This is a genomic window from Soehngenia sp. (genome assembly GCF_055108775.1).
The window spans coordinates 1-13,638 of sequence record NZ_JBSQIL010000049.1 but is presented as its reverse complement, the minus strand read 5'-3'; the positions used below and the strand labels follow the sequence as shown (position 1 = coordinate 13,638).

At 31.6% G+C, this 13,638-nt stretch carries 16 protein-coding genes and 1 pseudogene; all 17 read right to left on the bottom strand.

Annotated elements, in window-relative coordinates; genetic code table 11:
- Positions 1 to 118 (bottom strand): annotated as a pseudogene (locus tag ACTB1H_RS06940) (glutamate formimidoyltransferase); the annotation flags it as partial.
- Between the two features lie 47 nt (positions 119 to 165).
- Positions 166 to 762: a molybdenum cofactor cytidylyltransferase gene (mocA, locus tag ACTB1H_RS06935; RefSeq protein WP_463262114.1), complete on the bottom strand. Its 597-nt coding sequence runs from the start codon at positions 760 to 762 to the stop codon at positions 166 to 168.
- A 1-nt stretch (position 763) separates the two neighbouring features.
- Positions 764 to 2,281: a methyl-accepting chemotaxis protein gene (locus tag ACTB1H_RS06930; protein WP_463262113.1), complete on the bottom strand. Its 1,518-nt coding sequence runs from the start codon at positions 2,279 to 2,281 to the stop codon at positions 764 to 766.
- 7 nt (positions 2,282 to 2,288) lie between these two features.
- Positions 2,289 to 3,989 carry an adenine deaminase gene (gene ade / locus ACTB1H_RS06925; protein WP_463262112.1) on the bottom strand — a complete coding sequence of 567 codons (1,701 nt, stop codon included), beginning with the start codon at positions 3,987 to 3,989 and terminating at the stop codon, positions 2,289 to 2,291.
- Positions 3,973 to 4,986, bottom strand: a complete 1,014-nt coding sequence (locus ACTB1H_RS06920; protein WP_463262111.1) for a xanthine dehydrogenase family protein molybdopterin-binding subunit — start codon at positions 4,984 to 4,986, stop codon at positions 3,973 to 3,975. The genes ade (ACTB1H_RS06925) and ACTB1H_RS06920 overlap by 17 nt, the downstream gene beginning before the upstream one ends.
- Positions 4,987 to 5,006: 20 nt before the next feature.
- Positions 5,007 to 6,236 carry a xanthine dehydrogenase family protein molybdopterin-binding subunit gene (locus ACTB1H_RS06915; RefSeq protein ID WP_463262110.1) on the bottom strand — a complete coding sequence of 410 codons (1,230 nt, stop codon included), beginning with the start codon at positions 6,234 to 6,236 and terminating at the stop codon, positions 5,007 to 5,009.
- A complete protein-coding gene (locus ACTB1H_RS06910; protein ID WP_463262109.1) occupies positions 6,211 to 6,696 on the bottom strand; it encodes a (2Fe-2S)-binding protein in 486 nt (161 codons plus the stop codon). The genes ACTB1H_RS06915 and ACTB1H_RS06910 overlap by 26 nt, the downstream gene beginning before the upstream one ends.
- On the bottom strand, positions 6,689 to 7,546 hold the full coding sequence (locus tag ACTB1H_RS06905) for an FAD binding domain-containing protein (RefSeq protein WP_463262108.1): 858 nt from the start codon (positions 7,544 to 7,546) through the stop codon (positions 6,689 to 6,691). Before ACTB1H_RS06905 ends, ACTB1H_RS06910 begins: the two co-directional genes overlap by 8 nt.
- A gap of 83 nt (positions 7,547 to 7,629) precedes the next feature.
- The gene (locus tag ACTB1H_RS06900) at positions 7,630 to 8,931 is read right to left on the bottom strand and encodes an NCS2 family permease (protein WP_463262107.1); all 1,302 of its coding nucleotides are present in this window, start codon (positions 8,929 to 8,931) and stop codon (positions 7,630 to 7,632) included.
- Positions 8,932 to 8,996: 65 nt separating this feature from the next.
- On the bottom strand, positions 8,997 to 10,805 hold the full coding sequence (ade, locus tag ACTB1H_RS06895) for an adenine deaminase (RefSeq protein ID WP_463262106.1): 1,809 nt from the start codon (positions 10,803 to 10,805) through the stop codon (positions 8,997 to 8,999).
- 25 nt (positions 10,806 to 10,830) lie between these two features.
- Entirely contained in the window at positions 10,831 to 11,094 is a 264-nt protein-coding gene (locus ACTB1H_RS06890) for a EutN/CcmL family microcompartment protein (RefSeq protein ID WP_463262105.1), read from the bottom strand.
- Positions 11,081 to 11,821 carry a hypothetical protein gene (locus ACTB1H_RS06885; protein WP_463262104.1) on the bottom strand — a complete coding sequence of 247 codons (741 nt, stop codon included), beginning with the start codon at positions 11,819 to 11,821 and terminating at the stop codon, positions 11,081 to 11,083. Before ACTB1H_RS06885 ends, ACTB1H_RS06890 begins: the two co-directional genes overlap by 14 nt.
- Positions 11,822 to 11,838: 17 nt before the next feature.
- Positions 11,839 to 12,117: a BMC domain-containing protein gene (locus ACTB1H_RS06880; RefSeq protein ID WP_463262103.1), complete on the bottom strand. Its 279-nt coding sequence runs from the start codon at positions 12,115 to 12,117 to the stop codon at positions 11,839 to 11,841.
- Positions 12,118 to 12,483, bottom strand: coding sequence for a BMC domain-containing protein (locus ACTB1H_RS06875; RefSeq protein WP_463262102.1), 366 nt, complete (start codon positions 12,481 to 12,483; stop codon positions 12,118 to 12,120).
- Positions 12,484 to 12,486: 3 nt separating this feature from the next.
- The gene (locus tag ACTB1H_RS06870) at positions 12,487 to 12,717 is read right to left on the bottom strand and encodes a hypothetical protein (protein WP_463262101.1); all 231 of its coding nucleotides are present in this window, start codon (positions 12,715 to 12,717) and stop codon (positions 12,487 to 12,489) included.
- 14 nt (positions 12,718 to 12,731) lie between these two features.
- The gene (locus ACTB1H_RS06865; protein ID WP_463262100.1) at positions 12,732 to 12,995 is read right to left on the bottom strand and encodes a BMC domain-containing protein; all 264 of its coding nucleotides are present in this window, start codon (positions 12,993 to 12,995) and stop codon (positions 12,732 to 12,734) included.
- 12 nt (positions 12,996 to 13,007) lie between these two features.
- On the bottom strand, positions 13,008 to 13,638 hold a 631-nt coding region (locus tag ACTB1H_RS06860; RefSeq protein WP_463262099.1), incomplete at its 5' end, for a UbiD family decarboxylase domain-containing protein.

Below are 13,638 nucleotides of genomic sequence, written 5' to 3'. Positions count from 1 at the left end.
CTACACTTATTAATTTAACACCTTCTACTTTTCTTACTTCATCTGCGATTTGATTTATTACTTCTTCTCTTCTTCCATCGCTGAAATTAGGCACAGCCAATATGTATTTTTTTGACATTTTATCGCCCCTTTACTTTTATATGATTGATATTAACATATTTAATTTTAATCTGCATTGTTAAAACTATATAAAAACGATTTTGCTAATTCATAATCTTTTATATTGTCTATATCAAGATTATACATATGATTTTCAAAAGCTTCTATTCTAATTTCACTATTGTACTTACGAAAAATATTTCTTGCTCCTTCATCGCCTGATAGAGATAATAACTCTTTTTTGAATTTATTTGGGAGTAAAACAGGATTTCCTCTAACCCCAGCATAATAAGGAATAATTATCTTATCCTTATCTTTATTAAAATTATTAATAATTCTATTAATAATTTCAGAGAAGATGAAAGGTTGATCTCCTAGTAGAAAAAGATAGTCTGATTCTTCTTTAGCATTAGCTACGCCAATTTTTATGCTTTCCGATTGCCCATTTGATGCGTTTTTATTATAAATTGCTTTAATCATTTTTTTATTTGCTAACAATCCTATATTGGGGTCTTTGTAAACTAAAATAATTTCATCTAAATTTGAAGAAATGGCATTATTTAATACCATTTCTATAACTGTCATCCCATTTAGTTCCATGGTTAATTTTTCTTTTCCCATTCTTTCCGATGAACCAGCAGCTAAAATTATACCTGTTAACATATTAATTCACCATATCATTAATAAGGGTATCCAGAGATAAACCTATTTCATATAACCTTTTATCCTCTCCTATTACACTAAGGAACTTAAATAATTTCCCATCTTCTACTCTTTTCTTTATAGGAGTTGCAATAAATGTTGTTTCTCCATTTTTTAGTCTTAAAAATGTTTTATCTGCTTCATATAGATTTAACCCTATAGAATCCTTTTCATTTGAATAAATAACATATCCATTTTCATCAGTTATATATATAGCATCCATATTAGTTTCATTAATTAAATACTGTATATCATCATCAGTCAAAGTGCTCTTTTGTTTTGCAAAACTAATTACAAAGTTTACCTTTTCCAACATCTTTTTTTCCATTATATTCCCAGCAACCATTTGTTGTAATACTGAAATATTTTCTCTGATGTCATTTATCATTCTTTGCAACCTTAATGATTGATCTTTTTGCTCAGCTACCTTTTGATTAGTCTCATCCATATTTTTAGCTATTTCATAAGAAATCTTAGCTATATCATCTATATTATTTAAAACATTAAATATCTTTTGGTTTGATTTTTCAGACTCTAAGTGCATCGTGCTCAGATCTTCTTTTCCTAAGTTTAATTTTTCAATGATTGTGCTAAACTCAGTATTTATTCTGTCTATAATACCATCGTTTTCATTCATGTATTCCATTTCATTAAGCATAGACTCCATGATAGTTTGGACTTCTCCATTTAATGTTTTAATCAAGTCAGTTATTTTAGAAGAAACAACTTCTGTTTGTGTAGCCAATTTGCCAACTTCTGAAGCAACAATAGCAAATCCCCTGCCATATTCTCCTGCTCTTGCTGCTTCTATTGAGGCATTAAGTGATAGCATCTTGGTTTTATTAGAGATTTCCTCAATTGTATTTAAAAATAAATTAACTTCTGACATAAACTCCTTTATTTTCTTTATGCTTTCCGTTGATTTTTCCATCATTTCTTTTGATAACTTAACTCTCTCTCTAATTATCTCAGAATTTTTCATGCTAGACTGTGCTGAACTAATAGAATCTTGGATAAACTCTGTCTTTACCTTAATGGACTGAGTTAATTCCTCTAATGTATGCATAATATAGTCTGCAGACTCCTTAGTTTCTGTTAGCATATCAGATTGTTTGTCAGTCATATTATCAATAATAGATACTTTATTTTCTATTAATTCAGCATTTTTAGTTTGTACTTCTGAAATTCCATATAATTCTTCACATATTTTATAAATATTTGAAGATGCTACTATCTGGTCTCTATAAGTATTTTTATTCTCCTGATTTTCGTTTTCGTTATTTTCTTTAAATTCTTTATTTAATGGATGTTTTTCAGTATTTTTTTGAAAAATATTGTTAAAATAAGTAAATATTATAGCTAAAGCTACTCCAAATATCGCGTTTAACAAAAGATTCGATATTTTAGGCATTATAAAAAAACCTATTATGATTGCTATAAGAAAAGATAAAAATAAGATAAACTGTTTCCTCAATTTCATACCCCCATTACTCAATTAAATCGATAAATTTGTTCTCAACTACGTCAAACAACCCTCTGTCAGTTACCTTAATCTCAGGTATTACAGGTAATGATAAAAATGATAGTGTCATGAATGGCTCTATGTCTTTTGATACACATAATTCGTCATATGCTAATTTTTGTAAATTTTCTAATTTTTCAGCAACTTCACTTAGTGGTTTGTTTGACATCAAGCCACCTATTTCTAGTGGTAATTCACCTAATATTTCTCCCCCTTTTACTAATACCAATCCACCTCCGATTGCACTCAATTCCTCAACAGCTAGTAGTATATCATCATCATTATCTCCCACAACTACAATATTATGAGAATCATGTGCTACAGTAGATGCAATAGCTCCATTTCTTATATTGAATCCTTCAACAACCCCTATGCCAAACTTTCCTGTTTTATTATGCCTTTCTATGACAACTATTTTAGAATAAATTTTATCATCATCTTTATAATATTTATCGGCATTTATCTTAATTTTTTTAGTCACTAAATTATGGGGCTCAATTTTAATTATATTTATATAATTACCATTTTGTTTTATATATAAATCTTCTTTGGTTAATTTTTTCATATTAACAGTATTTATTAAGTTATTATTTTGAGTGGTTTGTTTTTCTGAGAATTGGTTATTATCTTTTGCAACAATAATACCTTCTTTATATACTTCTTCTACTTTGAATTCATATAAATCATTAAATACAATAAAATTTGCTTTATAGCCTGGTGCTATTGCTCCTATATCATTTAATCTATAAACTATAGATGTGTTAATAGTGGCCATTTTAATTGCATCAATTGGATCTATTCCATATTTAATAGCCATTCTAATATTATTATCAATACTACCTTCTCTAAACAAATCATTAGGCTCTCTATCATCAGTACAAAACATTAATCTATTGATATTATCTTTTGTTACTCCTTTAATTAAAGTAGAAAGGTTTCTTGCGGCCGACCCTTCTCTAATTTGAACATACATCCCTAATTCAAGTCTATCAATCATTTCTTCTACAGTACTACATTCATGTTCCGTCATTATACCTGCCAATACATATGAAAAAAGGCTTTTTTTATCTATACCTGGACAGTGACCATCAACAACTTTATTGAATTTTTTAGCAATTTCAATTTTATTTAGTATATTTTTATCCCCTTTTATAACGGCATTGAAGTCCATAACTTCACCTAATCCAAGGACTCTTTTATTTTTCATAAGATATTCAATTTCTTCAATATCAATATGAGCTCCTGAATCTTCAAAATCAGTCGCTGGTACACAACTTGGCACCATTATAAATACATCTAAAGGCAAATCTTTGCTGTCTTCAAGCATGAATTCTATTCCTTCGAGTCCTTTAACATTAGCAATTTCATGAGGATCTGCTATTACTGTTAATACCCCATGTGGTACTACAGCTTTTGAAAATTGTGAAGGTGTTATTTTAGAAGACTCAATATGAACATGTCCGTCTATCAGAGCAGGAGCTACATATTTATCGCAAAGATCTATTACATTACTTGAATCATACTCACCAAAACCTATTATGTAGCCATCTTTTACAGCAAAATCTGTTTTTATAATTTTATTGGTGAAAACGTCAACAATTTTTGCATTTTTAAATAAATAATCAGATTTTATTCTTCTCATTGATGCATCAATCAATTTTTCCATTCTTATCCTCCGCTTTGCTATCTTTTTTTATTGCCATAACAATTTTATCTGGGGTTGCTGGTAGATCTGTTATTCTGACATTTATAGCATCATAAATTGCATTCAAAATAGCCGGAGCAACTGGTATAGTTACTGGCTCTCCTATACCCTTAGCCCCATATGGTCCAGTGAATTCAGGATCTTCTATAATGATTTTTTCAATATCAACAGTATCCATCGAAGTAGGTATCAAATATTTCGATAATTTATCGTTTTTAATTCTACCATTTATAATATTTAAGTCTTCAAATAAGCTAAAACCTAGGCCCATACAAAAACCACCATCCATTTGTCCTTCAATCATATTTGGATTAACTGCTTTTCCTGTATCTTGAGCAAATTTTGCACTTAAAATATTAACAACTCCAGTGAGTGTATTTACTTCAACTTCAACCTCACATGCGCTAAATGTATACGGCCAATATGGAGCTCCTTGGCCAGTTTCAAGATCCATCTCAACTGTTTGAGCTATAAAATTTGATTCTATTATTAGTAAATTTTCGCCTAGATATTTAGCTATATCTAAAAAACTAACTTTTTTTTCTTCATAAAATGATAGATATATACTTGAATTAGAAACTATCAAACCTTCCGTAGTGTTTAAATTCAAAATTTCTTTTGCGATTAATTTTAATTTTATTGATAATTCTTCACAAGCTTTTTTTATTGCATTCCCAGTGTTATAAGTCTGCCTGCTTGCTGCTGCAGTCCCAGCATCAGGCATAATACTGGTATCTTCAGAAAATAAAATTATATCATCAATGCTAGTATTCAATGTTTCAGCTGCTATTTGTAAAAAAACTGTTTTTGCTCCTTGACCAACCTCTGTACCACCTACAAATATTTCTACTTTCCCTTCTTTATTTAATTTTATTTTTGTATTAGAAACATCTGGATATCCGTTTCCGTATCCAGTGCCATAATATGATATTGCTATTCCTTTTCCTCTTTTTATCATAATTTTCCCTCACTAAATATTTATTCAGATATGCTTTTTAAGCATTGTTCTAAAGGAACGCTATTATTCAATAACTGACCTGTGGCTGTGTAAGATCCAACTCTTAAAATGTTTTTTAATCGAATTTCAACTGGGCTAATTTTTAGTTCCCTTGCTATGATATCCATTTGCTGCTCATAAGCTACTGCTACTTGAGTTGCCCCAAAACCTCTCATTGCACCTGCATAAGGATTGTTTGTATAAACTGCATAGCTATCTATCATTACGTTTTTTACTTCATAAGGTCCTGTTGCATGAACTCCAGCTTTCCTCATTACATTGTCCCCCCAAGAAGCATAAGCACCTGTGTCTCCAATGATTTCTGTCTTTATAGCTGTCAAAAATCCATCTTTATCAACACCCGTAGAATACTTCATTATTATTGCATGCCTCTTACTATGTGCCAAAAAAGACTCTTCTCTAGAATATACACACTTTACCACTCTATTAAGAGTTTTTGCTGCAAGTGCTAAGTGAACTTGAAGTGTAATATCTTCTCTTCCTCCAAATGCCCCACCAACATTTGTATTTAAAACCCTTACACTTTCCATAGGAATATTTAGACAATATGCAATTTCTTCTCTATCATAATGTGGATATTGAGTAGCAACTACCACTGTAACTTTGTTGTCATCATCTACATATCCTATCCCTGCCTCGGGTTGCAAAAATGCTTGATCTACACTATGTGTTCTATATGTGTTGTTTGCAACAAAATAACTATCTTCTAACGCTTTTAACGCATCTCCTCTTCTTAATTTATAATGATACAATATGTTACTATTTCCGTGTATTTTTATCGAATCATCTTTCATAGCTTCGATTGGATCGAAAATAGGTTCTAAAATATCGTATTCGACTTTTATCTTTTTAATGGCGACTTCACATATCTTTTCACTTTCCGCCACTACAAAAGCTATTGGATCTCCTATCCTGCGAACAATTTTATCACAAAATATTTGTTGATCCTTATGCAACACTCCATGCTCATTGTTAGGAATATCTTTATGAGTGAATATCTTTAATACCCCAGGAATTAATTCGGCCTCACTTGTATCAATTTTTATTTTTGCAAATGGATGTTCTGATCTAAGTGTTTTCCCAAATGCCATATTTTCATAATACAAATCCTGTGGATAAAGTGCTTTACCAGTTACTTTAGAATAAGCATCTACTCTATTAATACTATTTCCTATATATTTCAGATCCATTTAAATACCTCCCTGCCAATTCAACTGCATCTACTATCTTTTCGTAGCCCGTGCATCTGCAAAGATTTCCTGAAATCCCTTCTCTTATTTCGTCTCTAGATGGGTTTTGATTTGCATCTAAAATCGCTTTTGCAGCTAATATCATGCCAGGAGTACAATATCCGCATTGTACAGCTCCAACCTCAATAAATGCTTTTTGAATGTAGTTTAAATCTTCACCTTGGCCTAACCCTTCAATAGTCAAAATTTTGCTGTTATTTATTTGAAATGCCATAATTAGACATGAATTTACTAACTTACCATCTAGAATCACTGAGCAAGCACCGCATTCTCCTTCACTGCACCCTTCTTTTACTCCTGTAAGTTTTAAATCATCTCTCAATAAATCTATTAACCTTTTATCCTCTTCTATTGATATTTCAAAATCTTTATTGTTTACATTTATATTTAAATTAATCATTATTACACCTCTTAAAATAACTAATCGATTCTTCTAAACATCTCCCGAATATGTATTCAATTGCAGATAACTTGTATTCCAATGAGCTCCTACCAGCTAATCTAGTCGAAATAACTTCTCTTAATGTGTCAATCCCTAACTCAATAGTGTTCTTATCAAGGAATCTCTTTAACAGCATTTTTTCTACTTCATGCTCTCTCATTGGGTACTTACCGATAGCTCCACTGGCAACATAAACTTCTTCTATTTCAAACTTTTCATTTATAGTAATGTTAGTTGAGATGGATAGTTTTGATATAGCCAACGATTTCCTATAACCTAATTTTTCAAAACTAATAAATGAATTAACATTAGGTTCTTTAAATTTTATATATGTTATTATTCCATTATCCAAATCATTATTTGATTTGTTATAAAAGTCACTCAACATTATTTCTTTTTTATATCTTATACTTTCTATCCCAATTCTAGCATCAAGTGCTAATAAAACTGGTGCAGAATCTGCTGTAGTAGAAGCATTTGCTATATTGCCTCCAATTGTCCCTCTGTTTCTTATTTGAGGTGAACCAATCTGACTTAAAGCATTTACAAATCCTTTCATGTTTTTAGGAAAATTATATTTTAATATATCCGAAAAAGGTGTTGCACCTCCTATTATATACTCATCATTAATTTTTCTAACCTCTTTCAATTCATCTATTGATGTAATATCGACTAAGCAATCAATATCTTTATTATTGTCTCTTAATTCTATTATTAAATCCGTACCTCCAGCAATAATTTTTGCTTTAGGCTCAGATGCTAATATTTCTAATGCTTCTAATAGAGTATTTGCTTTATATGATTTCATAATCCTCTCTCCTCAAATCAAATTCCTCAAATTCTTTTATTAAAAGCTGCTTCAGTCGTTGAAGCAGCTTTTAATGCTAATTGTCAAATCAATTCTTTAAGTATAAATAATATCGCCAATATCCACATTACAACTGAAACATCTTTATATCTACCAGTAAATACTTTAATCAAAACATATGAAACCATTCCAAATACAATTCCTTGAGCTATACTATAAGCAAATGGCATCATAACTATCGTCAAGAATGCAGGAACAGCTTCTGTATAATCATGAAAATCAATTTCTCCGACTTGACTCATCATTGCTAATCCAACTAATATAAGTGCAGGTGCTGTAGCTTGTGCTGGTATAATACTAAAAATTGGAGAGAAAAATAATGCAACTAAAAACATAAAGCCTACAGTTAATGAAGTCAATCCAGTCCTACCGCCTTCAGAAACTCCTGCAGCTGATTCAACATAAGTAGTAACTGTGCTTGTACCTAAACAAGCTCCAACTGTTGTCCCAATAGCATCAGCAAGCAATGCTTGACTTGCTTTTGGTAGTTTCCCTTCATTGTCTAACATTTTTGCTTTTTGTGATACACCTATCAATGTGCCTACTGTATCAAAAATATCTACAAATAAGAAAGTAAATACAACAATCAACATGTCAAATGTAAGTATATTATTCCATTCAAACTTAAATGCTACGGGAGCTAATGATGGTGGAAGCTGAACAATTCTAGCTGGTAATTCTGCTACTCCCATAAAGATACCAATAACTGTGGTTAACAATATACCAATAAGTAATGATCCTTTAACTTTTCTATATGAAAGTACTGCCATTATTATAATCCCTATAATTGACAAGATTGCTCCTCTTGATGATAAGTCCCCTAATCCAATTATTGTTCCTGCATTTGCTGTAACTATACCTGCATTTACAAAACCAATAAGTGCTATAAATAAACCTATCCCAACTGAAACAGCTTTTTTTAGATTCATTGGTATAGCATTAAATATGGCTTCTCTGACTTTAAAAAAGGATAAAATCAAGAAAATTATACCTTCAATAAAAACTGCTGTTAACGCAAATTCCCAAGATTTGCCCATTTGAAATACTACAGTATAAGTAAAGAAAGCATTTAATCCCATTCCAGGTGCTAATGCAAAAGGATAATTTGAGAGCAATGCCATCGCTATACATGCAATTAAAGAAGCTAATGCAGTTGCTGTAAAAACTCCACCCCAGTTCATTCCTGCTTCTGATAAAATACTTGGGTTTACTATCAGAATATAAGCCATCGTCATAAAGGTAGTTAGCCCTGCAATCAATTCAGTTCTTACGTCAGTACCATTTTCTTTTAACTTAAATCGTTTTTCTAAAAAGCTATTTTCCATGTACAAACCTCCCTTAAAATAATTTAAAAATTATCCTCCTTTCTAAGTATTTGAATATATAAAATTTATTCAGCAATTGGAGATAAAACTTTAAAATTATTAACATCTATTAAGCCTTTATCGGTTATTTTCCATTCTGGAGAAGTAGATAATGCTAAAAATGATAAATGCATAAATGGAGAATGTACAGTACAATGTAATTGATCTCTTACTACTTTTTCAATCTCATGAATTTTTTCACTGACTTGATGGCCATTTAGTTCATCAGTTATTAAACCACCAACTGGCAATCTTAGCTGAGATATAACTCTTCCATTTTGTGATACAGCTAGGCCTCCGCCCATATCAATTACTGCATTAACCGCCGCCACCATATCCTTCAAATTAGTTCCAACTACTAAAAGGTTGTGAGTGTCATGAGCTACGGATTCAGCAATTGCTCCGCTTTTAAGCCCAAATCCGTTTACAAAAGCTTTCCCAATATTGTTATTTCTACCATATCTTTCAATACAAGCAATTTCAAGTATATCTTCGTTTATATCTGGCAATAAAATTCCATTTCTAGAATTAATTTTAGGTTCAAGTTTTCCTGATAAATTTTGATCAGGTATTAATTTAATGCATCTAACTTTTTCGTAACTTTTATCTGTTCTTATTTCCAAATCTTTCTCTGTTATATGGTTTCTTTTAACAGAATTTTTAACAGTATCTGGATAAGTATATATTGGCAAATCTATAATTAGTTCTCTATTAACTGCTACTAATTTCCCATCAATAAAGCAAGCAGAAACATCCATACTATATAAATCATCAATAACAGCAATGTCAGCATATTTACCAGGAGATAGACATCCTACCTCAGAAAGACCAAAATATGTAGCTGGGTTTATGGTTGCCATCTGAATTGCTTCAACTGGATCGACGCCTTGTGCAATTGTTCGTCGTATTATCTCATTCATATGCCCAAGGGTTTCAAGATCACTAGCTAACATATCGTCGGTAGCAAGAATGCATCTTCTTGAGTCTAATTTATTTTCTGTGACAGCTCTAATACATTCACTCATATTCTTTTGAGTAGAACCTTCGCGCATAAAAAGGTATACACCTTGTCTTAACTTCTCAACTGCCTCATCTTTAGTTGTAGTTTCATGGCATGAGCATTTCCCACCTGTTGCTAAAATATGAGCAGCTAGTTCATTGCCAAACAATTCAGGAGCATTGCCATCTACAACCATATCTTTAGATTTTGCATACATTGTTGATGCCATAAGATCATCTATTACTTCTGGAGTATTGTTAAAAACATGTTTAGCATTGCTAAAACCTTGCAATTCTCCGATACCAATTATATGTTTATAATTTAATAATTCTTCCATGCTATTAGAATTGATATCATAACCCGCTGTTTCAAGGCTTGGACTATCTGGTGTTAATGCTGGAACCACTAAATGAACTTTGTTTGGGACATTGTCAATCTCATCAGCCATAGCCATTATTCCAATCGGACCTAATGCATTTCCAATCTCATGAGGATCAGCAACTAGCGTTGTTGTTCCTGAAGGAATTGACAATCTTGAGAATTCAGTAATTGTCAACATACTAGATTCAAAATGCATATGAGAATCTATAAACCCAGGAGAAAGATATTTCCCTTTAACATCAACTTTTATCGTATTTGGGCCAATTAATTTTTTGCAATCACCGACCATAAGGATATATTTTCCCTTAATAGCTACGTCAGCTTCATATATTTCTTTGGTTATAACATTTATAACTTTACCATTTAATAAAACTAAATCAGCAAAACCACTGCCCATTAATACATCTACCATTTTTCTGAATTCTATGGTCTTTTTAATATATTCAGTATTCACGCTAACTCACCACCTAATGTTTTCCTTACTTGGATATTTCATCTACAATTCCAACTATAGAGGCATCTATAGGAGAATCCATTTTTCTAGCTGCTATTCTGCTTGCTGTTCCTTTAACATAAATAATCAATTCACCTATCCCTGCACCTACAGTATCTACAGCGATTATTGCTTCACCTATTGGTTCTAAATCGATATTTAGAGGCTGAGTTAACATTAGCTTAGCACCTATTAATTTTTCATCTTTTCTAGTAGCAACTACTGTCCCTATTACTTTACCTAAATTCATTTTTGGCCTCCACATCAATTACTATATTTATATTTTTATCTTTGGCTTTATCTCTAGCTAATGGGGTTACAATACTCCCATAAGGCAAATGTAAAGAATGATTATCTTTTAGTTTGTCTATGTCTTTTTCTGTTATAACCATTTTTGAATAATTTTCCTTAATATCATAAAAATCATAATATGGATATACTATTTCGTTTGCACCCATCGATAATATCTCATTTATTTTTTTGTCTAACTGATTTTGTATCGCCTTATTAGTAGTAGCAATATTTAGGTAATTTCTACAATTATCAAAATCAATATAAACTTTTTTCCCCAAGTATAAACTTGCCCAAATTAAATTAGATAAATATGTGTCAATAGTACCTAAAACAACTTTAGAAAGAGTATTGACTGTTAAATTCGGACATATTAGTACATCAAATAAATCTAGATGTCTATCTAAATCAAAAATTGCTTCTTCCTCAAATGATTGTTTGGGCCTTAAATAAGTATTTATTTTACCTTTGTCCAATATTCTTGAAGCCATAAAAGAATACGCAAGTATAAAATCATAATCTTTTGAAAATTTTAAGTATATATTTTCTAATTTACTTTCTAAGTTAATATTAGACCCATTTAAGGCCACCATAACATTATTTTTATTACGACTTTCCACTGCAGTACTATTTAGTTTTACACTAAGTTGATTCATTACATTTGAAACCAAATCTCCCTTTGGCATCTAAAACACTCCAATGATTACTCATATTTTGATAATATGACTCTCTCCACTTCAGCATGTGGTCTAGGAATTACATGAACTGAATGCAACTCTCCTACTGCTCTTGCTGCTTCAGCTCCTGCATCCACTGCAGCTTTTACTGCTCCTACATCTCCTCTTACCATTACTGTAACTAATCCAAATCCGATCTTATCGTAACCTACTATAGTTACATTGGCTGCTTTTACCATAGCATCTGCAGCTTCTACCGCTCCAACTAATCCTTTTGTTTCTACCATTCCTAATGCTTGACTCATTTATTTTTCCTCCTTATTTATCTTTTTTTGAATTCCTTTTTTTAATTCTTGTTCTGTTTCATCTTTTACTTTAGATGATATCTTAAATTTATCAATTAGTTTGTCTATTTCTTCGTGAGGTCTTGGTATTACATTGCTTGAAATAACTTTTCCTACACGGTTTCCTGCTGATACACCAGCTTCTACTGCAGCTTTTACTGCAGAGACCTCCCCAACAATTTGAATGTTGACACCAACACCTTGTGATAAACCTATAATTTTTTCAAAACCAACTAATGAGACATCTGCAGCTTTGCATGAAGCATCTAATGCAGCAATCGCTGTTCCTAATCCTAATGTCTCAATATGTCCTAGGGCGCTTTGCATTTATTATTCCCCCTTCTTTACTTTTTGTGCCAATTGTTCAATTGTGATTGATGTTAATTCGGTTTTATTGTCTTTTATAACATCTCCCGATTTACTTTCTAGTAATGATTTTAGTATTGTTAATTCTTTCTCATCAATTATTTTTAATTCCTCGTTCTTATCAGACATATTGCTTTTAATATCAGCATTTAAAGCAATGTTTTTCATGACCACCTTTGCCAATGGATTAACCAATTATTTCACCACCATTAAATTATCTTGCCCACCTCTTCATGAGGTCGTGGAATTACATTTACAGATATTATTTCTGCTAATTTTTCTGCATGTTCCTTACCACTTTCTACTGATGCCATAACTGCTCCAACATCTCCTGTTACAGTTACACAAACGATGCCAGAACCAACTATCTGAAAATCCTCTAAGTTTACATTAGCTGCCTTAAGCATCGCATCTGCTGCTTCTATCGCGCCTACTAAAGACTTTACTTCTACTATTCCCATAGCTTGTAGCATTTAATCACCTTCTTATTTTATGGTTGGAAAATATTTCTTGATATCAATATCATTATATCCCGGAATTTGAGTTCTTTCAAACCTTTCTGTATCTCCCACAATAGGCTTAGTCGCATCAATCCCTATTTTATCTGATGCATTTTTAATAGTATGAGATGGTTCAAGAGCCGATCCTAATGCTGACTTTATTATTGTAAAATCATCACTTGCCTGAGCGCGAGTTGTTATAGCCCATTCAATCTCTTGTGGATCATAAATATTTACATCCTCATCTACAACAACCATTTGTTTAAGCTCAGAATTAAATCCTAAACCTGATAAAATTGCAGATTTTCCGTCTCCAATGTTATGTTTCTTTATTGAAGCCACAGCATTAAATCTATAGCCTCCTCCTTCAGTTACATAAACATCTTTAACATCAACAACTTTTTTCAAATTTGTAAACAATTCTATCTCTCTAACCAAACCATTAGATACGTGTTCTTCTCTACATGGGAAAGCAACTTGAAAAATTGGATTATCTCTATGCATTACAGTTTGTATTTCTATAACCGGTTGGGGTTTTTGCATACCATAATATCCCATAAGTTCTCCGAAGGGTCCTTCTAACTCTCTCTTGCCAGGAACTATCTTCCCTTCGAGG